The sequence below is a fragment of the Methylobacterium sp. Leaf361 genome, from assembly GCF_001424445.1.
Lineage (GTDB): Bacteria > Pseudomonadota > Alphaproteobacteria > Rhizobiales > Beijerinckiaceae > Methylobacterium.
This window is the reverse complement of the sequence record NZ_LMPY01000023.1, coordinates 107,048-131,068: the sequence shown is the minus strand read 5'-3', so window position 1 is coordinate 131,068 and position 24,021 is coordinate 107,048. Positions and strand designations below refer to the sequence as shown.

The following is a 24,021-nucleotide window of genomic DNA, read 5'->3' as shown; positions in this document are numbered from 1 at the left end:
AGCGCGAAATGCGGATCGCCGCACCCGGTGACGGTGCGGCGCCGGGCGGGTGCGCCGCTGCCGGCGCTACAGGCTGACGAGGATCTTGCCGAACACGCGGCGCGATTCGAGGCGCTCCAGACCCTGCGCGAAATCCGCCAGCGGGTACACGGTATCCACCACTGGTCGAATGCCCGCTTCCATCTTGGCGAGGGCCTGCCCGATATTCGCGAGCGAGCAGCCGAACGAGCCGGTGATGCGGTACTGCTGCTGGAACAGCTGCATCAGGTTCATGGTCGCCGAGACGCCAGAGGTCGATCCGCAGGTCACGAGCCGGCCGCCGCGCTTCAGGCAGAGCAGGGAGCCGTTCCAGGTATCGGCGCCGACATGCTCGAACACCACGTCGACGCCCTTGCGCTTCGTGAGCCGGCGGACCTCGCCCTCGAAGCGCTCGGTGCGGTAGTTGATGACGTGGTCGGCGCCGAGCTCGGCGGCCTTGCGACCCTTCTCGTCGTCGCCGACCGTCGTGTAGACGGTGCAGCCGATCGCCTTGGCCATGCGGATCGCCGCGGTCCCGATCCCGGAGCCGCCGGCATGGACCAACACGCTCTCGCCGGGCTCAAGGCGCGCGTTGTCGAACAGCATGTGCTGGACCGTGCCGAAGGCGATGCCCGCGCAGGCGGCGTCGGTGTCGGTGACGCCGTCCGGCACCTTCACGGCGAGGCGGGCCGGCATGGTCACCAGCTCCCGGGCGAAGCCGTCGAGATGGAAGCCCATCACGCCGGACACGTCCTCGCAGAGGTTGTCGCGCCCCTCGCGGCAGGCCTTGCACTTGCCGCAGGTCATGGCGCCGTACGGCACGACCCGGTCGCCCGCGACGAGGCCGGTGACGCCCGCGCCGACCGACTCGACGGTCCCGGCCGCCTCCGCGCCGACGATCAGCGGCATCTTCCGCTTGGCGAAGGCCATGCCGCGGAAGCCCCAGACGTCGATGAAGTTGAGGCCGACCGCGCGGATGCGGATCCGGACCTCGCCGGCACCGGGCGCGGGCGGCGGCTCGATCTCGGTGAGGCGGAGGTCGCGGTCACCGAACAGCTGGAGGGCTCGCATCGTGTCTCTCGTCACTCCGGCGCCAGGTAGCGCCGCCGCGCCCAGCCGAGGGTGCGTCCGGCCTTCACCCGGCACCACGTGGTGCGGCTCGGCGTGTCGTTGGTGCAGCCGAAGACCAGGGCGCGGCTGCGGATCTCGCCGATCTGCTCGGCGGACGGGTCCGGCTCGGCGCGGATGCTGAGCGGCTCGCCCGGCGGCAGGCCGGAGATCCGGTAGACCTGCGGCTCCGCCCGGGCATGGCCCGGGGCCAGGAGAGCCGCGCCGCAGAGGGCGGCGGTGAGGGCGAGGCTGGCGCGCATCGGCAGAATCGTCCGGTTCGGCGGCGCCACCGTCAGGTCCGGTGGACACCCATCATGGCGGTCAGGCCGCCATCGACGGGCAGCACGGTCCCGGTGATGTAGGATGCCCCCTCGCCCATCAGGAAGGCCGCCAGCGCCGCGACATCCTCGGGCCGCCCGAAGCGGCCGGCGGGAAGCTGGCGCTCCATCCCGTCGCGGTAGGCGGCGTAGCGGTCCATCATGGCGGTGTCGACGAAGCCCGGGGCGATCACGTTGACGGTCACGCCGCGCTTGGCGGTCTCGATCGCCAGGGTGCGGCAATAGGCGATGAGGGCGCCCTTGGTCGCCGCGTAGGCGGCGTTGCCGGCATTGGCCCGCAGGGCGGCGACGGAGCCGATCGCCACGATGCGGCCCGCGCGCGCCCGGGTCATCTCCCGCACCAGCGCCTTGGCGACGCGCGTCAGCGAGAAGAAGTTGACCTGCATGGCGGCCTCGGCGCGCTCCTGATCGAGCATCGCCGCGAGGGCGTCGCAGGACTGGCCGGCATTGTGGACGAGACCGTAATAGCCCGCGGCCTCGGCGGTCTCGCAGAAGGTGTCCAGCGCGGCCCGGTCGGCGAGGTCGACGGGATGGGCCGCGAAGGGCCGGTCCGGGTAGGTCGTCCGCAGCTCGGCCAGCAGCCCCTGCGCGGCCTCGGCCGAGGCACGGTAGGTGAAGTCGACGCCGAGGCCGGATCCCGCCAGCGCGCGGACGATCGCGGCGCCGATGCCGGACGCGCCGCCGGTCACGAGGACCCGGCGCGGGGTGTCGGCGGCGCTCACGCGGGCTCCGCGCCGAGGACCAGGCAGGTGTTCTGGCCGCCGAAGCCGAACGAGTTCGACAGCACGGTCCGCACCGGCAGGTCGCGGGCGGTCTCCACGATGTCGAGGGCGATGGTCGGGTCCGGCACGCGGTGGTTGATGGTCGGCGGGATGCGGCCGTGGCGGATGGTCAGCAGCGAGACCGCCGCCTCGATGGCGCCGGCCGCCGTGAGGGTGTGGCCGATCATCGACTTGTTGGAGGTGACCGGCAGCGCGGCCGCGCGGTCGCCGAACACGGCCGCGAGGCCCAGGGCCTCCATCTTGTCGTTCTCCGGCGTCGAGGTGCCGTGCGCGTTCACCGTGTCGATCGCCTCGGCCGCCACACCGGCATCGTCCAGGCTCGCCCGGATCGCCGCGATGATCGGCGCGCCGTCGGGGCTGGACCGGGTGCGGTGGAAGCCGTCGCCCTTCTCGCCGCAGCCGAGGACGTAGCCGAGGATCGCGGCGCCGCGCGCGACCGCGGCCTCGGCGTCCTCCAGCACCAGGGCGGCCGCGCCCTCGCCCATGACGAACCCGTCCCGGTCCTTCGAGAACGGCTTCGAGGCGGTCACGGGGTCGTCGTTGCGGGTCGAGAGCGCCGAGAGCAGCGAGAAGCGGATCAGCGATTCCGGGTTCACCGAGCCGTCCGTGCCGATGCAGAGCGCCGCCGCGGTCTCGCCGCGCCGGATCGCCTCGACGCCGAGCTGGATCGCCGTGGCCCCCGACGAGCAGGCGGTCGAGAGCGAGATCGGCGAGCCCTTCGTGCCGAAGCGGTCGGCGATGCGGTCGGCGACCGTGCCGAAGATGAACAGGTCGTGCCAGGGATCGAAGCGGCGCGTCGCCGCCGCCCGCAGGAGGCCGGCGTAGTCGACCGGGCCGTCGCCGCCCGCGGCCTCGGCCAGGGCCTGCCGCTGCGGCCACTCCATCTCGACCGGCGGGACCGCGATGAACAGGGCGCCCGGGAAATCGCCCCTGGCGCCGATCCCGGCCTGCGCCACCGCCTCCTCGGCGGCGACGGCGGCGAACCGCTCGGACAGGAGCGGCGCGACGAGCGGATCGGTGTCGAGGAAGTCCACCGTCCCGGCGATGCGGGTGCGCAGCGTGTCGGTCGGGAACCGCGCGATCGCGTGGATGCCCGACCGGCCCTCGGTCATGGCCGCCCACGTGTCGGCCTGTCCCTGACCGAGGGAGGAGACGACGCCGATGCCGGTGACCGCGACGAGCGGCCGGCCCCTGGCGTCGCGGTAGGATCGCGCGCTCATGGAGCGGTCCTTACGGGATTTTCCGCCGCGGTACACCTCCGCGCGGGCGGTGCGGCGCGCCCGGCGCCGGGACGACGGGCGCCGTCCCGGCGGGAAGCCTCAGGCGCGCGGCGCGTTGGCGAGGCGGAGCACCGTCTGCAGCAGGACGTCGGCGCCGGCGGCACAGTCGGCCTGCGTGGCCGATTCCGACTCGTTGTGGCTGACGCCGTCCTTGCACGGCACGAAGATCATCGCCGCCGGGACCTTCGCGGCGAGGTTGCAGGCGTCGTGGCCGGCGCCCGAGATGATCCGGCGGCGCGGATGCCCCAGGCTCTCGGCGGACGCGTCGATCGCCGCCACGATCGCGGGGTCGAACGGCACCGGCTCCTTCCGCCAGATCCGGGTCAGCGCGATCTCCAGATGGCGCCGCGCCGCGATCTCGGCGGCCGCCTCGCCGAGCGCCGCCTCCATCGCGTCGAGGGTCTCGGAGCGCGGATCGCGCACGTCCACCGTGAAGGCGACCCGGCCCGGCACGACGTTGCGGGAGGGCGCCAGGATCGCGGCCTCGCCGATCGTCGCCACCGCTGTGGGCGCGTGGCTCAGCGCGATCCGCTCGGCGGCCAGGGCCAATTCCGAGAGCGCGAGCAGCGCGTCGCGGCGGCGCGGCATCGGCGTCGTCCCGGCGTGGCTCTCGAAGCCGGTGATCACGCCGTCGAACCACATGATGCCCTGGCCGCCCTCGACCACGCCGATGGTCTTGCCCTCGGCCTCCAGGATCGGCCCCTGCTCGATGTGCAGTTCGACGAAGGCGCCGATCTCCCGCGTGCCGACGGCCTCCACCCCGCGGTAGCCGATGGCGTCGAGGGCCTCCGCCACCGTGGTGCCGGCGGCGTCGCGCTTGGCCAGGATCTCGTCCGTGGTGAAGTCGCCCGCGTAGGCCGCCGAGGCCATCATGGCGGGGGCGAAACGCGAGCCCTCCTCGTTGGTCCAGTTGACCACGAGGAGTGGCGCCTCGGTCTCGATGCCGGCATCGTTCAGGCTGCGCATCACCTCGAGCCCCGCCAGCACGCCGAGGACCCCGTCGAACTTGCCGCCGGTCGGCTGGGTGTCGAGGTGCGAGCCGAAGGCGATCGGCTTGCGGCCCATGTCGCGGCCCGGCCGCAGGGCGTACTGCGTGCCGAGCGCGTCGACCGATACGGTGAGCCCGGCCGCCTCACAGGCCTCCCGGAACCAGTCGCGGACCTGGCCGTCCTCGGCCGAGAGCGTCAGGCGGTTGATGCCGCCGGCCGGCGTGCCGCCGAATTCCGCGGTCTCCAGGATCGTCGCCCAGAGGCGCGCACCGTCGGCGCGCAGGTTGTGGGTCTTGCTGAGGCTCATCTCGGCCATGCCGGTTCCTTTCACGGCGGGTCGCCGTGCGACGCTGACGTTATAGGCGGATGCGGCCGACTTGGCAGCGCTCCCACCACGCGCACCCGAGAGCAACCGCGGTGCCAACCGGGCCGGTCAGGCCAGCGGGCGCCGCACCGGGTTGGCGCGCAGGAGCGCGATCGCGTCGACCCGGAGGGCGACGGCGATCTCGCCGAGGGCGCCCGCCTCGATGTTGCTGATCCCGTCCTGGTCGGCGACGTCCGCGGCGATCAGGAAGACGTTCTCGCGCTGGGCCGCGGGCCGCTCGGCGACCGCCGCGACGTGGCGCAGGTTCTCGGCCCGGCCGAGGCGGGTGCGGGCCCGGGCGATGCCCTCGTAGAGCTCCGTCTCCAGCATGAGCGCGTCGTAGCCCTTCATCAGAACCGGGTCGGCCTTCAGGCCGTACAGGGCGGCGTCGAATTCGGGGCCCGCGACCTCGCCGTCGGCCACGATGACGTTGGCGGCGGCCGAGACCGCCGCGAGCATCAACGCCTTGTCGCCGGCATAGGCCGTCACGGTACGGCCGACATGGCCGAAGAGGTCGCGCAGGAGGCTCATTCCGGAGGGTCGGCCGCGGAGTCGGGGGGCTGCTGGAACGCGAGGGATAGCAGAGGACGGCACGGAGGGAACCCGTCGCCGCGCGACCGGCCATAAAGGCGCGCGGTACCGGCGGCCAGACATCCTTCGGCAACATGGCCATGCGACTCATACGGCCGACCGCGTCCTCGAGCGCGGCCGACGGAACGCGGCCTCGACGATCCCCCCTCAGCCGGTTCCGCGCCCGTCGTCACGCCGCCGGAGCGATGTTCGGGTGCCCCCCAGGCCCGGACCTCGAGCCGGCGGCGGTCTCCGCCGCGAGATGATCGACCACCGCCGACAGAGCCGCGCGCTCCCGAGCGCCCGACCGGCGCGCGGCCGCGAACACGCCCATCTGCCGGTCGGCGCTGGTCCCCTCCGCCACGATCCGCGCCGCGTGCCCGCAGGCGGCGGCGCAGCCCAGCGCCTCGGCATCCTCGGCGATGTCGGCGAGGAGGGTCTCGACCAGCGCGGAGACCGGCACCGTCCGGACCTGCGCCTCGTCGATGAGCGTCGCGCGCACGCCGTCGCACTGGGCCCGCCAGAGATTCTCCATGACGAAGCCGCGGGAGGCGGCGGTCAGGCCGGCATTGAGCCGCTTGTCCCGGACCACCCGGCGCACGAGGCACCGGAACAGCGCGGCGATGCACAGCGCGTCGTCGAGGCGCGTGCAGCTGTCGGCGACACGCAGTTCGAGGGTCGGGTACTTCAGCGACGCACGCACGTGCCACCAGAGATAGCTGGCATCCGCGATGGCGCCCGAGCGGGTCATCACGTCGACGTAGCGGGCGTAGTCGTCGGCATCGGTGAACAGCTCGGGCACGCCCGTGCGCGGCAACTCGGCGTAGGCGCGCATCCGGTAGCCGGCGAGGCCGGTCAGCTGCCCCTGCCAGAACGGCGACCCGGTCGAGAGGGCGAGCAGCACCGGCAGGTAGGGCAGCAGCCGGTTGATCAGCCCGACCCGCGCCTCGGGGTCCGGGACCTCCACGTGGACGTGAAGGCCGCAGACGAGGTTGCGGCGGCCGAGCATCCGGAGGTCGGCCATGATCCCGTGGTATCGGGCCTTGTCGGTGGGGCGCTGGTCGCGCCACCGGGCGGTCGGATGCGTGCCCGCGGCGAAGGTCAGGATGCCGCGCTCGGCGCCGATCTCCGCGAGGCTGCCGCGCAGATCCGCGAGATGCCCCCGCGCCTCGGCGAGATCGGCGGTCGGCGGCGAGGCCACCTCAACCTGACACTGGAGCTGCTCGCGCTCGGCGTCGTCGAGGCGGGCCCGCACGGCCGCGTGGAAGGCCCGTAGTCCGGCCCGCGGCGTGCCGCGCGTGCGCGCATCGGCCAGGAAGAACTCCTCCTCGATGCCGAACCTGTAGGCGTGGGCCATCCGCGCTCCCTGCCCCGGACGGGCCGATCCGCGTCCGGCGAACGCCGCCGCACCGGCCGGGTTCCGACCGGGCCGGCAGCGCGAGAAGCCTCAGCGCCAGAAGGGCTTGACGTCGAGGAGCTCGGACCGTGCGTCCGCGGCCGCGTCGAGCAATTTCTGTGCCCCCGGATCGTCGGGACCCGGCATCGGCGGTCCCGACAGGCTCTCGGTCATCGTCCGGGCCGTCTCCAGGTCGTTGAGCGCGCCGAGGTGGTCCTGCAGGTCGGAGAGCGCGGCGCCGAACTTCTCCTGCCGGCGGACCGCTTTCTTCTTCCGGTAGAGACCGGCGAAGAACTCCGCGCCGTAGCGGAGCTTCTTGGCGGCGATCCGCGCCCGGTGCCGCGTGTGCGGATCGAGGTGCCGGAGGCCGCGCCCGCGCTTCTTGAGGCGCGCGCGCGCCTTGTCCAGCACCTGCGCGGCGAAGTGGCGCCCGTCGACGGCCGCGTCGGGGCCGGCGGCCCAGGAGCCCGCCTCGACCCAGCCGGCGAAGTCGATGACGAGCGCGCGCCATTGCGGGCTCTCGAGGGTCTCCGAGACCGCGTCGTACGCGGTGGCGCGCTCCGCCTCGGCGCGCGCGCGCAGGGCGTCCAGGCCGGGCTCGTCGAGGCGCTGTTCCGCGAGATCCGGCAGCGTGTCGCTCAGGAACACGTCGAGGTTGCGGGCGTGGCCGAAGGGCTCGGTGACGCGCTTGATCTCGTCGTTGAAGCCGGCCGCCCGGGGATCGCTCTCCAGCATGGGCCCGAACAGCGACAGCGCCGAGCGCAGGCGGCGCAAGGAGACGCGGATCTGGTGGAGCGCCTCGGGCGGGCGGCCGCCTTCCAGGAAGGCGGTCTCGTTGAGGCGCATGTGGCGCAGGCAGGCGCGCGCCACCCGGCGGAAGACCTCCCCGGCGCTCGCGCCCTCGGGCAGATCCACGGGCTCGGCCTTCACGACGCCGGGCTCGATCCCGTCGAGGAGCGCGTAGCCGACCGCGCTCTTGGCTTTCACGCCGAGGCGCAGCGGCACGGTCTCGGCCAGCTCCCGCGCCAGCGCGAACAGGTCGGCCGGATCGCCGGACTGGAGTTCCAGCTCGACCTCGCAGAGCGGCGCGACGCCCGAGTCGGTCTCGACACGGCCCTCGTCGAGGGTGACGAGCACGCGCGACTCGCCCTGCGCGACCGGGATCTCCCGGCGCTGCACCACGGTGGCGAACAGCCGCTCCAGCGGCGCGTCGGCCTCGCGCAGGACCGGCCCGGCGGCCGTGTCGGCCCAGGCCGCGGGCTCCGGCGCCTGCCCGGCGATCTCGCTCTCCCACTCGGCCCGGTCGAACAGGCCGACGCCGCCGCTCCCGGCCTTCACGGTCTGGATATGGCGGTCGCCCTTGGCGCGGACGCGCAGGGTCAGGCCGGTCTTCCGGAGCGCGCGATCGGGCGTGTCGTAGTAGGTCGTCACCAGGGATTCGGGCTCGGTTGCCGACGCGTCCTTCAACCGGGGATGGGACGCGAGCGCCGTCAGATCCGGCCCGGCGCAGTCGAGCTTCAACTCGACCTCGCGGGGCTCCGCCGCGGCGTGGCTATCGGTGTCGCTCATACGCTCCTCTTCGTCGCCTGCCCCGGCTAACGAGCCAGGGATGGGCTCCGGTTGCATCGCATCCTGCGTCGCATCTCGCGGAACCGGCATCGGGGCGTGACCGTCCGACGCACCCGCGGCAGCAAAGGCGGCGGCGCCGCCGTCGTCAAGCTGGGACGAGACCGGTCGCCCGCGGCGGATGGATGCTGCGCTGCGTTAAAATCGCGCTTTCCCAAAACGGCACGGCGTGGCAAGACAAATTGTCCACAATCCATCTGCCTCGCAGCCCCGGCCCCGACCGCCCGGAGGCGCACACGGCGCCGCGACGCGCCGGCGCGGCGGATTCCCCTTCGAGCGAGCGGTGCGCCCCTTGTGGACGGCGGCACCGCGGAGAAGATGCGGTCGGTGGCTGCTTTGAAGACACTCCTCGTCGGCGTGATCGGGCACGTCGATCACGGCAAGACGGCGCTCGTCCGCGCGCTCACCGGCGTCGAGACCGACAGGCTCAAGGAAGAGCGCGCCCGCGGCGTGTCCATCGTGCCGGGCTTCGCGCTGCTGACCGCCGCGCAGGGCGAGATTGACCTCGTGGACCTGCCGGGCCACGAGCGGTTCGTCCGCGCCATGATCTCCGGCGCCACCGGCATGCGGGCCGTTCTGCTGGCGGTCGACGCCCACGAGGGCATCAAGCCGCAGACGGTGGAGCATCTCGAGATCGCCGCCCTCATCGGCGTGCGCCGCGGTGTCCTGGCGCTGACCAAGGCGGACCTCGCGACGCCCGAGACCGTGGCCGCGCGCGCCGCCGAGATCGCCGCAGCGGCCGCCCGGGCCGGGATCGAGGCCGGCCCGGTCATCGCCACCTCGACCGTGACGGGCGACGGCCTGCCGGAGCTCGCCGCCGCCCTCTCGGCGCTGGTGGCGGAGACGGAACCGGTCCGCGACGACGGCTTCCCCTACCTTCCGGTCGACCGGGTCTTCTCCCGGCCGGGCTTCGGCACCGTCGTGACCGGGACGCTGCGACGCGGGCCGCTCGCGGTCGGCGACACCGTCGAGATCGCCCCCGGCGGCCGCACCGCCACGGTGCGCGGCCTGCAGATCCACGGGCGCGCGGTCGAGCGCGCCGAGCCGGGGCGCCGCACGGCGGTCGCCCTGCGCGGGATCGACCTCGACCAGATCGCCCGCGGGCAGGCGCTGTCGCTGCCGGGCCTGCTCGCGCAGAGCCCGTGGCTCGACGTGGCGATCACCGCGGCCGCGAGTCTGCCGGACGCCCTGGCGGGCGGCACGGCCTGCCGCCTGCTCTTCGGCACCACCGAGGTCGAGGCGCGGCTGCGGCTGCTCGACCGCGACGCCCTGGAGCCGGGCGCCAGTACCCAGGCGCAGCTCCATCTCGGCGAGCCGGTGGCGGTGCCGGCGCGGGAGCCCTTCGTGCTGCGGCTCGATTCGCCCTCCGTCACGGTGGCGGGCGGCCGGATCCTCGACCCGGCGAGCCGCCGCCGCCGGCGCCACGATCCCCGGGTCATGGCCGACCTCGCCGCCCTGGCGGCGGGCGGTCCCGCCGAGGCGATCACGGTCCGCCTCGGGCAGCTCGGCGCGGCCGGGGCACCGCTCAACGAACTCGCCCGGATCGCCGGTATCGCGCCGGACCGCGCCCGGCAGGCGCTCTCCGAAGACGGTGCCCGCGCGATCGGCGACCGCTTCGTCGGGGCCGCGGCCTTCGAGGCGCTGCGCACCGGCACGCTGGCCGCCCTGGCACACCATCACCGCGACTACCCGATGGAGCACGGCATCGCCCTGGAGCGCCTGTCCCGCGCCCTGGCGCTGCCCGAGGCGGTGACCGGCGCGGTCCTGCGCGACCTCGCGGCGGCCGGCGGCGTCGCCCAGGCGGGCGCCCTGTGGCGACGGGCCGAGTTCGACCCCGCGCGGAACGAGAGCGAGGCCGCCCGCCGGCTGGAGCAGGTCTTCCGCCGCGCCGGCCTCAGCCCGCCCGACGAGGCCGAGGCCATCGGCCGGGACGTGCGCCGCCGCGAGGCGCTGACCTACCTCGTGGGAGCCGGCACGGTGATCCGCGCCGTCGACCGGGTGCAGCGCCGCGCCGTGCTGTTCCACCGGGAAGCGGTGGCCACCGCCAAGAGCCGCCTGATCGACGCCTTCCCGACGGCGCGGACGGCGGAGACCGGATTCCTGGCCCGCGAGGCCGGCGCGACCCTGGGGATCTCGCGCAAGTTCTCGATCCCGCTGCTGGAGCACCTCGACGCCACGGGCTTCACCCGCCGGGCCGGGGATCGTCGGGTGATCGTCGCCCTCGAACCCGGTCGGGCGGTCCCGGACGCCGGCTGACGCGGCGCGCTCGCTGCGCCGGCGTCCCGCACTTCACCCCCCCTCTTCCACGCTCGAGAAACGCGGCAGCGCGATCGGGAACGGTGCTAGTCGTCCACACCCAACCAGTCGCCGCGTCCGGGCTCGTAGCAGGTGTACCCGATCAGGCAGCTCGGGTTGTCGCGGGTCGGCCGAAAGGCGCGCCGCGCGATCTCGGTGGGCTCGCAGAACGAGCGGTCGCGGACGAACCGATCGTAGGTCATGCCGCCGGTCCCGAGGACGAGCGCTCCGCGGGCCTGGATGAGGCGGATCGTCTGCTGGCAGGTCATCGCCGTAGTGGACGGCCGCGTCTGCGCCGCCGCGGGCGACGCGGCCAGCACCAGCACTGCCGCAATCCGGGTCATCATCGCCTGGGCCTCCGCGCGCCGTGGGTCCTGCGGACAACCCGGCGCGCCGCCGGTCCGCGCCGCGTCGCCTCGCCGCACGGCGATGCCGCGGGCCCTTATCAGTCCTCGAAGGCCTCGACGTGGACCGTCCCGGGCTCCTGGCGGCGGGCGCCCTCCTCGATCCGGGCGAGCTGCGCCTGCGCGCGGCCGCACGGGAACCCGTAGCGGGCGCGAACGCGCTCGCTGGCGATGCCCAGGGCCAGCCGGGTCAGCGCGACGAACTCGTCGAGCGGGTAGTCCTGCCCGACCGCGAGGTGGTCCTTGATCACCAGCGACGGCGAGTAGCAGGCCTCGCGGGTCCCGTCCGGCCACCGGATATGGAAGCGCATCTCAGGCATCGCGCGGGACCCGCAGCGTGTTCCAGGCCGCCGCCCCCGTGGCCGCGGCCATCAACGGCGCGTCCCCGGGCGCGAGCTCCGCGTAGGTCGGCAGGTGGCGCGCCGCGCAGGCGTCCCAGACATGCGCCCGGGCGACCTCCCGGCCGGCATTGCGCAGCCGCGCCCGCCGGCTCGGCTCAAGGCTCGCCCGCATGGCGGCCGCGATGGCGTCGGTGTCGTCCGGGTTCACCGACAGGGCTTCGCCGGGGGCGATATACTCGGTGAAGGGCGGCCGGCCCGACACGATCACCGGCGTTCCGCTGGCCATCGCCTCCAGAACGCACAGGCCGTAGCTCTCCGCGAGCGAGGGAGAGACCAGGGTGTCGGCCAGCCGGTAGAGGCCCGGCATGTCCGCCTGCGCCACGGCGCCGGTTCGGATCACCGGCCGACCGGGCCCGACCTCGAGCCCCTCGCGCTCGAGCGTGGCGCAGCACCGGGCCTCGTAGCCGGCCTGGTCGAGGGGCGGCGCGCCGCCGGCCACGACGAGCTGCGCGTCGGGGCAGGTCCGGCGCAGGGCCGCGAAGGCCTCGATGATCGCCAGCGTGTTCCTGCGCGCCTCGAAGCCGCCGACGCTGAGGAAGACCGGGCCGCCGCCGAGGCCGAGGCGGCGGCGGAGCGCGTCGTCCTCCGGCCCGGGGTCGGGCGTGAAGGCCGCCCCGTCGACGCCCGTGCCGACCACGTCGGCCCGGGCGCCGTACTCGGCCGCCAGCGTCGCCGCCCAGGTCCGGCTGACGCAGAGCAGGCGCCCGGCATCGAGGATTGCCCGCTCCTCCCACTGCGCGAGCCGCGGATCTGTGAACGTGTCGATCCGGTGGACCGTGCGCACGAAGCCCGGGATCAGGCGGCGCCGGGTCAGGGTGGCGAGCGCGTTGCCGCTGATCCGGCACTGGGCGTGGAAGACGTCGAAGTCGCAGGCGGCGGGCGTCGAGAAATGCGCCAGGTAGTCGGCGATCCGGGCGCCGACCAGCGCGGCGGCCGGTCCCGCGACCGGCTTGGCCGCGACCGAGATCACCGGACACTGCGCCGCGCGGAAGAAGCCGCCGCCGGTCGGGTCGGGCGCGTGGACCACCGCCTCGTGGCCGAGCCTGCCCAGGGCCTCCCCGAGAGCCAGAGCGTGGACCACGCCGCCGCGCGGGTCGGTCGAGTGCGTGAGGATCGCGATGCGCAAGCGGTCGACCATGGGACGGCTCACGGAGCCCCGCGGCCGGTCGGGGGACGCGCCGCGGCCCCGACCGCGCGCTCCGCCGCCCTCTCGGAGACGCGTCGGGGTTTGTTCTGCATGGTTCATGCCGACTCGGCGTCGGGCGTGCAGGTGCCGCGACGCCAACGTCGCTGGGGTAGACCCGCCGCGCCGATGTTGCCGGGAATCCTCGGGCAAGGGCGCGCCTCCCCACTCATGCCTAATTTTGCGTTACGAATTCAGTGCGTTTTCAAACTCTGCCCGGAACCGCTCTTTTCAGGGCCCTGTGTCAGATTGTATCCATAGCTCACGAGAGCCGGAGCCGTCGGTCCCGTGTCCAAGACGCTGAACACTGTCTTCCCCGCCCGCAGGATGCTGCGCCGCCTGGGCTTGTTGGGCGCCCTCTTGGTCCTTCCGACGGCGGTCCTCGCCTACGCGGACCTGCTGCCCGAATCCCTGGACATGCTGGGCTTCGACCTGGGCGACAGCCCGGACCTGCCCCACGTCGCCCGCCAGATCGCCATCGGCGCCCCGCTCAAGATCGTCGCCTTCGGGTCGTCCTCGACGGAGGGCGTGGGCGCGTCGACCCCGGCCAACGCCTACCCGGCCCGCCTGCAGATCGACCTGCGCAAGAAGCTGCACGGGATGGACGTGGCGGTCATCAACCGCGGCATCGGCGGCGAGCACGTCGACGACATGCTGGCGCGCCTCGACCGCGACGTGATCGCGGCCGAGCCCCAGCTCGTCATCTGGCAGACGGGCAGCAACGACCCGCTGCGCGGCGTGTCGCTCGACCATTTCCGCGAGGCCACCGTGTCGGCGATCCGCCGGATCCGGGACGCCGGCATCGACGTGGTGCTGATGGAGCCGCAATGGTGCCCGAAGCTCGAATCCACGCCGGGCGCCTCGCGCTTCCGCGACGCGGTGCGCAGCATCGGCGACGAGCTCGACGTGCCGGTGATCCGCCGGGCTGACCTGATGCACGGCTGGGTGCGCGAGGGTAAGCTGACGACCAAGCAGCTCTTCGCCGCCGACGGCCTTCACATGGCCGACCGCGGCTACGCGCTCCTGGCCGAGGCCGCCGCGCAGTCGATCCTGCAGGATGCCGGCCCGGTGCGCAGCCCCGAGGCGGTCGCCGAGTAGGCGCGCGATCCCGGCACCGACTGGACTCGGCCGGCGAAGCTCCCCATCTCGGCGCGATCGAGAGCGGAGCCGAATCTTGAGCCAGGACGCATTCAGGTACGACGACCGGGGCGCCGTCCCCCAGATGCACGCGACCACGATCCTGATGGTCCGCAAGGGCGGCCGCGTCGTCATCGGCGGCGACGGTCAGGTCAGCCTGGGCCAGACCATCGTGAAGGGGAACGCCCGCAAGGTCCGGCGCCTCGCCAAGGGCGCGGTGATCGGCGGCTTCGCCGGCGCCACCGCGGACGCGTTCACGCTGTTCGAGCGCCTCGAAGCCAAGCTGGAGCAGTATCCCGGTCAGCTGACCCGGGCCTGCGTGGAACTCACCAAGGATTGGCGGACGGACCGCTACCTGCGCCGGCTCGAGGCGATGATGCTCGTCGCCGACCGCGAGGTCAGCCTGCTCCTGTCGGGCTCGGGCGACGTGCTGGAGCCCGAGAGCGGCGTCATGGCCATCGGGTCTGGCGGCAACTACGCTCTGGCGGCCGCCCGCGCTCTGGAGGACGGCGACCTCGACGCCGAGGCGATCGTGCGGCGGGCCATGACGATCGCCGCCGAGATCTGCGTCTACACCAACGGAAACCTCGTCATCGAGGCGCTGGATACCTGAGACCCGGCCGGGCGGAGCCGGGTTCGCCGGCTCCGCCGCCGTCGCCGCGCGCTCGATCGCTCACGGTGTGCCCGCGTCGCCCGGATCCCGTCGCGGGCGCTCGCGCATCGGCGCGGGGTCTGCCCGGCTGTACGCGGGTCATCACAGCTTCCGCGCGAACCGCGCCGCGGGCGAATACGCTGCGGCGCCGGTCTTCGCATCCTGCAAACCTTCCTCGAAGCCGCGCACGGATCGTAGCGCCGCAAATAAGAGCGCCTAACAGAACGGGCACGGATTGCGTGGGCGGGCGTTGGTGGTGATGGCTCGTCCGCTTCTGCCCGATGATCTCTGGACCGAGATTGCGCCGCTTCTGCCGCCGCCCCGCCCACGTCCAAAAGGTGGCCGACGGCCGATCGAGAACCGAGCTGCGTTGACCGGCATTCTGTTCGTGCTGCGCTCAGGCGTCCCGTGGGAGATGCTGCCAGCGGAGATGGGCTGCGGCTGCGGGATGAGTTGCTGGCGCCGCTTACGGGACTGGCAGGCGGCCGGCGTATGGGCCCGCCTGCATCAGGTGCTCTTGGAGCGCCTGCATGGGGCGGGCGAGATCGACTGGAGCCGAGCGAGCTTGGACAGCGCCTCTGTCCCGGCCAAAAAAGGGGCTCTGCCACCGGTCCGAACCCGACGGACCGGGGCAAGGCGGGCACGAAGCGCCACCTCGTCACCGACGCGCGCGGTACGCCGCTCGGCTTCCGCCTGAGTGGGGCCAACCGGCACGACAGCGTGATGATGGCACCGACCCTCGATGCCATCCCACCCGTGCGCAACGGTCGGCGGGGCCGGCCGCGACACCGCCCGGACAAACTGCACGCTGACAAAGCCTACGACGCTCAACCGCGCCGACACGAGTGCCGGGCGCGTGGGATTGTACCGCGCATCGCACGCCGCGGCATCGAGAGCAGCGAGCGGCTGGGCCGGCACCGATGGGTGGTGGAGCGCACGCACGCTTGGTTCAACCGCTTCCGTCGGCTGCCCGTGCGCTACGAGCGACGTGCAGACATCTACGAAGCCTTCACCAGCCTCGCTGCCAGCCTCATCACACTCAACCAGATCAGGCGGTTCTGTTAGGCGCTCTAAATCCGGCCCGGCGCCTCTTATCTCAGGTTGTACTCGCCGACGACAGCAGTGCGCGGGACGATCACCGACGCTCGATTGCTGACAGCAGGTTTTCAACCGCCGTTCAACCGGGTTCATCCGGGCGATACAGCCCGCTGTAAGACAAAATTTACAGCGTATAATTTATCACAACCGCCAGGGAACCAAATCCGAATTCCCGAATGGGGCCCTGGGGACTGACTATGCGCTCGATCAACGATGTCCGGATTGTAACGAAGCTGACTGCCGCATTCGGCAGCCTGGCGGCGGTCACGGTGGGGATCAGCACCATCGGATACAGTCACCTGTCTTCGATCGAGCGCGTCAATCATCTCACGGAGCACTCCTATCAGGTCATCTCCGCCCTCGACGGCCTCACGCAGGCGATGGTCAATCAGGAGACCGGCCTGCGCGGCTACCTGATCGCGGGCGATCCGAAATTCCTGGAGCCGCTCCGCGCCGGCCAGAAGTCCTTCAAGGTGTCCCTGGAGAGCGCCAAGTCGCTCACCGCCGACAACGCCGCCCAGCAGGCGCGCCTGGAGGCCGTGCGCGGCTCGGCGGAGACATGGTCGAACGATATCGCCGCCAAGGAGATGGCCCTCGTCGAGGCGGGGAACCTCGACAAGGCCCGGCAGATCGAGGCGAGCGGCGCCGGCAAGGCGTCCATGGACGCCCTGCGCGCCAAGATCGGCGAGGCCGAGAAAGCGGAGCGCGACCTCCTCGCCGCCCGAAGCGACGAGCAGGCGCGCTCCTTCGGCGCCGCCTACCTCGCGAGCCTGCTCGGCAGCGTCGCCAGCGTCGTCATCGCGGGGCTGCTGGCCTTCCTCGTCTTCGCCATGCTGACCCGCCCCCTCGGCCGCCTCGTGGCCGTGCTGCAGCGCATGGCCCGCGGCGAGATCGAGGCCGAGATCAAGGAGGCCGCCCGCGGCGACGAGATCGGCGCGGTCGGGCGTGCCGTGGACGGGATCAAGGCGATGGTCGCCAAGAAGGCCGCCGAGGAGGCCGAGATGAAGCGGATCGCCGACGCGGCCGCCGCGGCCGAGCGGCGACGGACCATGATCGAGCTCGCCGACAGCTTCGATCGCGCGGTCGGCGGCATCGTCGGCATGGTCTCGTCCTCGGCCACCGAGCTGCAGGCGACCGCCCGGACCATGTCGGCGACGGCGTCCCAGACCTCGAGCCAGTCGAACACGGTCGCGGCGGCCGCCGAGGAGGCCGCCTCCAACGTCAACACCGTCGCGGCCGCGGCCGAGGAGCTCGGCTCCTCGGTGCAGGAGATCGGCCGGCAGGTGGACGGCTCGGCGCATCTGGCGCAGCGGGCCGTCTCCGACGCCGATCAGACCGGCGCGCTCGTCCAGGAACTGAGCAATTCCGTGTCGCGGATCGGCGACGTGGTCGGGTTGATCTCCAACATCGCCGGCCAGACCAACCTGCTGGCCCTCAACGCCACCATCGAGGCGGCCCGCGCCGGGGCCGCCGGAAAGGGCTTCGCGGTCGTCGCCTCCGAGGTGAAGGCCCTGGCCGAGCAGACTGCCAAAGCGACGCACGAGATCTCCGGCCAGATCGCGCAGATCCAGGCCTCGACCGGGCAGGCGGTCACGTCGATCGCCGGCATCACCGACCGAATCCGCGAGATCAGCGGCGTCGCCACCTCGATCGCCGCCGCGGTCGAGGAACAGGGTGCGGCGACCCAGGAGATCGTCCGCAACGTCGCGCAGGCGGCCGTCGGCGCCGGCGAGGTCACGAGCAACATCTCCGGCGTCGCCGGCGCGGCCGAGGAGACCGGCGTCGCCGCCGGCCAGGTCCTCGACGCGGCCTCGGAGCTGTCGCGGCAATCCGAGCACCTGACTGCGGAGGTCAGCCGCTTCCTCGACACCGTCCGGGCGGCCTGACCGGGTCGGGCGCGGCAGGCACCGCGCCCCCCTCCAGCATCAGGCCAGCGCTCAGAGGCGAGACAAATAATTCCGGATCAGCTCAGTTTACGACGTCTTGACGAATAACCGGCATTTTGACGCCAATCGCGCCTCGACGGTCGGATAGCAATGAAAATCGGCGGAAAACTCCTGAGCTTCGTCGGCGCCTGCAGCCTGACGACGCTGGTCGTGGCAGGGGTCAGCGTCGCGACGCTGAAGAGCTTCGAGCGCTCGCTGACGAGTGTCGAGAGCGCGTCGATCCGGGCGCTCGACGCCGCGAACTTCAACCGCCTCGCCGCCGAAGTCACCATGGACTCGCGCGGCGTCTACGCCTCCGCCGACCGCGCGGAAGCCGCGAAGTACACCGCCGGGATCCGCAAGGGTCTCGCCGAGATGGACGCGCTGCGGGCCGACTGGGCACCGCGGGTGACCGAGGCCGAGCGGCCGCTCTTCGAGACGATGGTGCGCAACGCCGACGCGTTCCGCGCCCTCCGCAGCGCCCTCGCGGACGCGGGCGACACGACCGGCCCCAAGGCGGCCGCGGAGCTCGGGTTCAACGACGCCAACCGGGCAAACCGCAAGGCCTTCCAGGCCAGCATCGACGCCCTGGTGAAGCAGGGCCGGGGCGAGATGGCGGCGATCAAGGCCGACACCCAGGCCCTGTTCGCGACGCGCACCCTCCTCCTGCTCGGCCTCGCCCTGATCGGCACCGTGATCTGCTGCGCCCTCGGCCTGCTCATCGGTCAGCGGCAGATCGCCCGGCCGCTGCGGGCGGTCTCGGACGCGATCCAGCGCCTCTCGCGCGGCGACCACACCCTGCCCGCCGTCAAGCCGGGACGCGACGAGATCGGCGCGATCTGGACGAGCATGCAGGTCTTCAGCGACACGATGCGGGAGGCCGAGGGCCTGCGGCACGAGCACCAGCGGCTGGAGGCCGACACGGCGACGCGCAAGCGCGCCGAGATGGCCGGGCTCGCCGAGCGGTTCCAGGGCAGCATCGGCGGACTCGTCGAGCACCTCGCCGGGGCCGCCGCCGGGCTGGAGCGTGCCGCCGCGACCATGGCGGGCAACGCCGAGCACGCCGGCACGCAGTCGCAGGCGGTCACGCGCGCCGCCGAGACGACGGCCCACAACGTCGAGGCCGTCGCCGCCGCCACCGAGGAGCTCGCCGCCACCGCCAGCGAGATCGGCGTCCAGGTGACCCAGACCTCGACGGCCGCCGAGAGCGCCGTCGAGGCGACGCGGCGGACCCGGGCGAGCGTCCAGGCCCTCGCCCGCAGCGCCGACGGGATCGGGCAGGTCGTCTCCCTCATCTCCACCATCGCCGGGCAGACCAACCTGCTGGCGCTCAACGCCACGATCGAGGCGGCGCGGGCCGGCGAGGCCGGGCGCGGCTTCGCGGTCGTCGCCACCGAGGTGAAGGATCTCGCGACGCAGACCGCCAAGGCCACCGAGGAGATCGCCGGGCAGATCGCCGCGATGCGGACCGCGACCCACGACGCCGTCGCGGCGATCGAGGAGATCGGCGGCACGATCGAGCAGGTCCACGGGATCGCCCTCGGCGTGGCCGCCGCCGTCGAGGAGCAGCAGCTGGCGACCCAGGAGATCGCCCGCAGCGTCTCCGAGGCCGCCAGCGGCACCCGCGCTGTCACGGACACGATGGCGCTGGTCCTGGGCGCGGCCCGCGAGACGGGCGCCAGCGCCGCGGAAGTCCTCGACGCCGCCGCCGACATCGCGCGCCGCTCGAACGGGCTCGGCGGCGAGGTCGCGGGCTTCGTGACCCAGGTTCGCGCGGCCTGAGGCGGCCGGATCGACGCGCCCGTCATTTCGGAACCGCGGAGCCGGACCCGCGATGACGGAGGCGTCGCCGAGCGTTTCCCGCCACGTTGTTGCATTGCAGCGCGCGCGCCCCTAGGGTCGGCGCATTCGCAAGGACCCGGTGAAAGCCCGGGTGGCTCTTCCGGCCGCCGATCCGCCGGACCACGCATTCGAGACGCGCTCTGACCCGCCAGCGACGCGGGCACGCCGCTCGTGCGGATTCATCGATGTCAACACACGCAGCCCGGAACGCCGGATATCTCCGGTCGTAGACCTCCAACCTGCGCGGCGACACCCTGTCGGGGATCGTCGTCGCCCTCGCGCTGATCCCAGAGGCCATCGGATTCTCGGTCATCGCCGGGGTCGACCCGAAGGTCGGCCTCTACGCCTCGGTCGTCATCGCCTGCACCATCGCCTTCGCCGGCGGTCGCCCGGCCATGATCTCGGCCGCCACCGCCGCCACCGCGGTGGTGATGGTCGACCTCGTGCGCGAGCACGGCGTCCAGTACCTCTTCGCCGCCACGATCCTGATGGGCGTCATCCAGATCCTGGCCGGGTTGCTCAGGCTGGGCCGGCTGATGCGGTTCGTCTCGCAATCGGTGATGACCGGTTTCGTCAACGCGCTGGCGATCCTGATCTTCCTGGCGCAGTTGCCCGAGCTTACCGGGGTCACGCCGGCGACCTACGGGCTGATCGCCCTCGGTCTGGCGATCATCTACGGATTCCCGCGGATCACCCGCGCGGTCCCGTCGCCGCTCGTGGCCATCGCCGTCCTGACGGCGATCACCGCAACCTTCCACCTCGACGTGCGCACGGTTGCCCATCTCGGCGCCCTGCCCTCGACGCTGCCGAGCTTCGCCCTGCCGGACGTGCCCCTCACCCTCGAGACCCTGCGGATCCTGCTGCCTTACGCGGCGACGCTGGCGGCCGTCGGCCTGCTGGAGAGCCTGCTCACCGCGCAGATCGTCGACGACATGACCGACACCGGCAGCGACAAGAACCGCGAGTGCGTGGGCCAGGGCGTGGCCAACATGGCGTCAGCGGTGTTCGGCGGCATGGGCGGCTGCGCGATGATCGGGCAGTCGGTGATCAACGTCTCGTCGGGCGCCCGCGGCCGCCTGTCGACGCTGGTGGCGGGGGCGTTCCTGCTGGTGCTCCTCGTGGCACTGCAGGACCTGCTGGCCGTCGTGCCGGTGGCGGCGCTGACGGCCGTGATGATCATGGTCTCGATCAACACCTTCTCGTGGCGCTCGCTGCTGCGGTTGCGTACCAACCCGCTGCCCTCCTCGGCGGTGATGCTGGCGACCGTCCTGGTCGTGGTCGCCACCAAGGATCTCGCGATCGGCGTGCTGGTCGGCGTGCTGCTGTCCGGCGTGTTCTTCGCCGGCAAGGTCGCCCGGCTCAACCGGATCACGTCCGCCCTCTCGGCCGACGGCGGCACCCGGACCTACACCGTCGCCGGGCAGGTGTTCTTCGCCTCGGCCGGCACCTTCTCGGAGGCGATCGACGTGCTGGAGCCGGTCGAGCGCCTCGTGATCGACGTCCACGCGGCGCATTTCTGGGACATCTCGGCCATTGCGGCCCTCGACCGGGTGGTCCTCAAGGCCCGCGCCCGGAGCCGCGACGTGGCGGTCATCGGCCTCAACGAGGCCAGCGCGACCCTGGTGGAGCGGTTCGGCCGGCACGACAAGGGCGACGCCGCGGCGGTTCCGGCGGCGCACTGAGGCGGCGACCGGCCGACGCGTGGCCCCTTGCGCGGGGCCGCGCGCGACCCCATTCCCGGCGCGGGGCCGTTTTCGGGCCGGGAACAGGGATGGCAAAGCGGTGACGACGTTCTCTCCCCGCGAGATCGTGTCCGAACTCGATCGGTTCATCGTCGGGCAACACGACGCCAAGCGCGCCGTGGCGATCGCGCTGCGCAACCGCTGGCGCCGCCAGCAGCTGACCGGTCCGCTCCGCGAGGAGGTCGCACCCAAGAACATCCTGATGATCGGGCCGACCGGCTGCGGCAAGACCGAGATCGCCCGCCGCCTCGCTCGGCTCGCCAACGCGCCGTTCCTCAAGGTCGAGGCCACCAAGTTCACCGAGGTCGGCTACGTCGGCCGCGACGTCGAGCAGATCGTCCGCGACCTCGTCGAGGTGGCGATCGGCCTGACGCGGCAGGTGAAGCGCGAGGGCGTCAAGGCCAAGGCCGAGGCGGCCGCCGAGAACCGGATCCTCGACGCGCTGGTCGGCCCGACGGCGAGCCAGGCCACCCGCGACAGCTTCCGGCGCAAGCTCCGCAACAGCGAGCTTGACGACAAGGAAGTGGAGCTGGAACTGACCTCCGGCGCCCCCGCGGGCATGCCGATGTTCGAGATTCCCGGCGTTCCGGGCGCCTCGATGGGCGCGATCAACATCGGCGACATGCTCGGCAAGGCGCTCGGCGGCCAGCGCGGCAAGCCGCGCCGTGTGCTTGTGCGGGACGCCTACGCGCCGCTGATGGCCGAGGAATCCGACAAGCTGGTCGACGACGAGGCGCTCGTCCGCGAGGCGATCCGCGAGGTCGAGAACAACGGCATCGTCTTCCTCGACGAGATCGACAAGATCTGCGCCCGCGAGGGCCGCTCGTCCGGCGACGTCTCGCGCGAGGGCGTGCAGCGCGACCTGCTGCCGCTGATCGAGGGCACGACCGTCGCGACCAAGCACGGGCCGGTGAAGACCGACCACGTGCTGTTCATCGCCTCGGGCGCCTTCCACGTCTCGAAGCCGGCGGACCTCCTCCCCGAGTTGCAGGGCCGCCTGCCGATCCGGGTGGAATTGCAGCCGCTGACGGTGGACGATTTCAAGCAGATCCTGACCGCCACCGAGGCGAGCCTTCTCAAGCAGACGGTCGCGCTGATGGAGACGGAGGGCGTCACCCTCACCTTCTCCGACGACGCCGTGGACGCCCTCGCGCGGGTCGCCGTGGAGGTGAACTCCTCGGTGGAGAATATCGGCGCGCGCCGGCTCCAGACGGTGCTGGAGCGGGTGATCGACGAGATCTCCTTCACTGCCACCGATCGGTCCGGCGAGACGGTGCCGATCGACGCGGCCTACGTGCGCGACCGGGTGCAGGATCTGGCCTCGAACGCGGATCTGAGCCGCTTCATCCTGTAAGGGCCTGTCACGGACGACGCCGGGCCGGCGGACGCTCCGCTGGCCCGGGACAACGAGCCGTGCGCGCGGATGGCGTGTGCCATGAGGCCGAGCGTGGGCCGCGGCGGCCCCGGCATCTGCTATGCCCGCGCCAGGTCCCGGTCCTCAGGAATGTCGCCCCCGTGTCACGCAACAGGTTCGGCCTCGGCGATACGGTGCTGTCCGTGGCGGCGCTGGTCACCGGCATGGTGTCGCTCCAGTGCGGCGCGACCTTCGCCAAGAGCCTGTTCCCGGCGCTCGGCGCGGCGGGGACCTCGGCCCTCCGGGTCGGCTTCTCGGCGCTGATCCTGATCGCCGTCTGGCGGCCCTGGCGGCGCAGCCTCCCGGCGCGCGAGGCCGGCTGGATCGCCCTCTACGGGACGGCCCTCGGGCTGATGAACCTCCTGTTCTACCTCGCGCTGGCACGGCTGCCGCTCGGACCGGCCGTGGCCATCGAGTTCGTCGGGCCGCTGGCGGTCGCGCTGATCGCATCGCGCCGCCGCTCGGATTTCCTGTGGATCGGCGTGGCGGTGGCGGGGCTCGCGCTGCTGCTGCCGATCGCCGGCGCGGACGGCCTCGACCCGGTCGGCGTCGTCCTCGATCTCGGCGCGGCCCTGTGCTGGGCGCTCTACATCCTGTTCGGGCAGCGCGCGGGGCGGATCGACGGCGGCCAGGCCGTGTCCCTGGGCATGCTGACGGCGGCCCTCGTCGTGGCGCCGTTCGGCGTGGCGGAGGCCGGACCGGCCCTGCTCGCGCCCGGACTCCTCATAGCCGGCTTCGCGGTGGCGCTGCTGTCGAGCGCCCTGCCCTACTCGCTGGAGATGGTCGCCCTGCGCCGCCTGGACCGGAAGAGCTTCGGCGTGCTGATGAGCCTGGAGCCCGCCGTGGCGGCCTGCGCGGGTCTGGTCCTGCTGGGAGAGCGAATCAGCGCCGTCCAGTGGCTGGCGATCGCGCTGGTGATCGCGGCATCGGTGGGAATCACCGTGAGCGCGCGGCGCGCGGCTCCGCCGGCGGCCGTCCTGGAAGCTTGATCCCGGAGAACTACTTGCCCGCCAGGACGCGCGAGGCGACGTTGATGTATTTGCGGCCGGCTTCCTGCGCGTGCAGCACGGCGTCGCCGAGCTTCTCCTCGTCGCGGACGCTGGCCAGCTTGATCAGCATCGGCAGGTTGATCCCCGCCACGACCTCCACCGATCCGCCGTTCATGCAGGACAGCGCGAGGTTCGACGGCGTGCCCCCGAACATGTCGGTCAGCACCACCACACCGTCCCCGGTATTCACGCGACAGACCGCGGACATGATGTCCCGGCGTCGCAACTCCATATCGTCCTCCGGCCCGATCGTGATCGTTTCGATCTGATCCTGTGGACCGACCACGTGCTCCAGCGCGGCCTTGAACTCGGTCGCCAGGAGTCCGTGGGTGACGAGCACCATGCCAATCATCGACACGTGTTCCAACGTCCTGTGTGTGCCGCCATGTTGTGCATCGCACAGCCC

21 protein-coding genes and 1 other annotated feature are annotated in these 24,021 nt (G+C 72.5%); of the genes, 9 read left to right on the top strand and 12 right to left on the bottom strand.

The window, feature by feature from the left end:
- Positions 1-66: 66 nt before the first annotated feature.
- The 8 genes from ASG32_RS16515 to ASG32_RS16480 all read right to left on the bottom strand — a co-directional run bounded on the left by ASG32_RS16515 (position 67) and on the right by ASG32_RS16480 (position 8,416).
- On the bottom strand, positions 67-1,089 hold the full coding sequence (locus ASG32_RS16515) for a zinc-binding dehydrogenase (RefSeq protein WP_056528189.1): 1,023 nt from the start codon (positions 1,087-1,089) through the stop codon (positions 67-69).
- 11 nt (positions 1,090-1,100) lie between these two features.
- Entirely contained in the window at positions 1,101-1,388 is a 288-nt protein-coding gene (locus tag ASG32_RS16510; RefSeq protein ID WP_056529234.1) for an SH3 domain-containing protein, read from the bottom strand.
- Between the two features lie 32 nt (positions 1,389-1,420).
- On the bottom strand, positions 1,421-2,188 hold the full coding sequence (locus tag ASG32_RS16505; protein ID WP_056528185.1) for an SDR family NAD(P)-dependent oxidoreductase: 768 nt from the start codon (positions 2,186-2,188) through the stop codon (positions 1,421-1,423).
- Positions 2,185-3,468, bottom strand: a complete 1,284-nt coding sequence (locus tag ASG32_RS16500; protein WP_056528182.1) for a beta-ketoacyl-ACP synthase — start codon at positions 3,466-3,468, stop codon at positions 2,185-2,187. The genes ASG32_RS16505 and ASG32_RS16500 overlap by 4 nt, the downstream gene beginning before the upstream one ends.
- Positions 3,469-3,567: 99 nt before the next feature.
- Positions 3,568-4,824: a Zn-dependent hydrolase gene (locus ASG32_RS16495; RefSeq protein WP_056529231.1), complete on the bottom strand. Its 1,257-nt coding sequence runs from the start codon at positions 4,822-4,824 to the stop codon at positions 3,568-3,570.
- 126 nt (positions 4,825-4,950) lie between these two features.
- A complete protein-coding gene (locus ASG32_RS16490) occupies positions 4,951-5,412 on the bottom strand; it encodes a tellurite resistance TerB family protein (RefSeq protein ID WP_056528179.1) in 462 nt (153 codons plus the stop codon).
- Between the two features lie 229 nt (positions 5,413-5,641).
- Positions 5,642-6,808, bottom strand: coding sequence for a carboxylate-amine ligase (locus tag ASG32_RS16485; protein WP_056528176.1), 1,167 nt, complete (start codon positions 6,806-6,808; stop codon positions 5,642-5,644).
- 90 nt (positions 6,809-6,898) lie between these two features.
- Positions 6,899-8,416 carry a CYTH and CHAD domain-containing protein gene (locus ASG32_RS16480; protein ID WP_056528172.1) on the bottom strand — a complete coding sequence of 506 codons (1,518 nt, stop codon included), beginning with the start codon at positions 8,414-8,416 and terminating at the stop codon, positions 6,899-6,901.
- Positions 8,417-8,791: 375 nt separating this feature from the next.
- Between ASG32_RS16480 and selB the strand changes: the two genes are divergently transcribed.
- A complete protein-coding gene (gene selB, locus ASG32_RS16475) occupies positions 8,792-10,729 on the top strand; it encodes a selenocysteine-specific translation elongation factor (protein ID WP_244492001.1) in 1,938 nt (645 codons plus the stop codon).
- Between the two features lie 86 nt (positions 10,730-10,815).
- Here selB and ASG32_RS16470 read toward each other — a convergent pair whose 3' ends face one another.
- The 3 genes from ASG32_RS16470 to ASG32_RS16460 form a co-directional block, all read right to left on the bottom strand.
- Positions 10,816-11,115: a hypothetical protein gene (locus ASG32_RS16470; RefSeq protein WP_056528166.1), complete on the bottom strand. Its 300-nt coding sequence runs from the start codon at positions 11,113-11,115 to the stop codon at positions 10,816-10,818.
- 98 nt (positions 11,116-11,213) lie between these two features.
- On the bottom strand, positions 11,214-11,492 hold the full coding sequence (locus tag ASG32_RS16465; RefSeq protein WP_026605168.1) for an MSMEG_0570 family nitrogen starvation response protein: 279 nt from the start codon (positions 11,490-11,492) through the stop codon (positions 11,214-11,216).
- Positions 11,485-12,711, bottom strand: coding sequence for an MSMEG_0565 family glycosyltransferase (locus ASG32_RS16460; RefSeq protein ID WP_056528163.1), 1,227 nt, complete (start codon positions 12,709-12,711; stop codon positions 11,485-11,487). The genes ASG32_RS16465 and ASG32_RS16460 overlap by 8 nt, the downstream gene beginning before the upstream one ends.
- A 333-nt stretch (positions 12,712-13,044) precedes the next feature.
- Here ASG32_RS16460 and ASG32_RS16455 point away from each other — a divergent pair, with 333 nt between their 5' ends.
- From ASG32_RS16455 to ASG32_RS16420, 8 genes are all read left to right on the top strand, one after another.
- The gene (locus ASG32_RS16455; protein ID WP_042669649.1) at positions 13,045-13,854 is read left to right on the top strand and encodes a GDSL-type esterase/lipase family protein; all 810 of its coding nucleotides are present in this window, start codon (positions 13,045-13,047) and stop codon (positions 13,852-13,854) included.
- A gap of 124 nt (positions 13,855-13,978) precedes the next feature.
- Positions 13,979-14,506 carry an ATP-dependent protease subunit HslV gene (gene hslV, locus ASG32_RS16450; protein ID WP_020094598.1) on the top strand — a complete coding sequence of 176 codons (528 nt, stop codon included), beginning with the start codon at positions 13,979-13,981 and terminating at the stop codon, positions 14,504-14,506.
- Positions 14,507-14,804: 298 nt separating this feature from the next.
- Positions 14,805-15,610 (top strand): IS5 family transposase gene (locus ASG32_RS32655; protein WP_107351969.1). Its coding sequence is split into 2 segments (ribosomal slippage): positions 14,805-15,135 and positions 15,135-15,610, totalling 807 coding nucleotides; the frame shifts between segments, so codons are not numbered across the junction.
- Positions 15,611-15,840: 230 nt separating this feature from the next.
- Complete coding sequence (locus tag ASG32_RS16440; protein ID WP_056528157.1) at positions 15,841-17,529, top strand: CHASE3 domain-containing protein; 1,689 nt, start codon at positions 15,841-15,843, stop codon at positions 17,527-17,529.
- A gap of 150 nt (positions 17,530-17,679) precedes the next feature.
- Entirely contained in the window at positions 17,680-19,350 is a 1,671-nt protein-coding gene (locus ASG32_RS16435) for a methyl-accepting chemotaxis protein (RefSeq protein ID WP_056528153.1), read from the top strand.
- 129 nt (positions 19,351-19,479) lie between these two features.
- Positions 19,480-19,535 (top strand) — a sequence feature (sul1 is cis-regulatory element that is thought to sense ions involved in sulfur or methionine metabolism; They are found in Alphaproteobacteria).
- A gap of 114 nt (positions 19,536-19,649) precedes the next feature.
- Complete coding sequence (locus ASG32_RS16430) at positions 19,650-21,092, top strand: SulP family inorganic anion transporter (RefSeq protein WP_107351963.1); 1,443 nt, start codon at positions 19,650-19,652, stop codon at positions 21,090-21,092.
- 100 nt (positions 21,093-21,192) lie between these two features.
- Positions 21,193-22,506 carry an ATP-dependent protease ATPase subunit HslU gene (hslU, locus tag ASG32_RS16425; RefSeq protein ID WP_056528150.1) on the top strand — a complete coding sequence of 438 codons (1,314 nt, stop codon included), beginning with the start codon at positions 21,193-21,195 and terminating at the stop codon, positions 22,504-22,506.
- A 161-nt stretch (positions 22,507-22,667) separates the two neighbouring features.
- On the top strand, positions 22,668-23,555 hold the full coding sequence (locus tag ASG32_RS16420) for a DMT family transporter (protein ID WP_056528147.1): 888 nt from the start codon (positions 22,668-22,670) through the stop codon (positions 23,553-23,555).
- A 10-nt stretch (positions 23,556-23,565) separates the two neighbouring features.
- On the opposite strand, the gene ASG32_RS16415 is transcribed toward ASG32_RS16420, so the two are convergent.
- Entirely contained in the window at positions 23,566-23,967 is a 402-nt protein-coding gene (locus ASG32_RS16415) for a PTS sugar transporter subunit IIA (protein ID WP_010682249.1), read from the bottom strand.
- Positions 23,968-24,021: the final 54 nt, after the last annotated feature.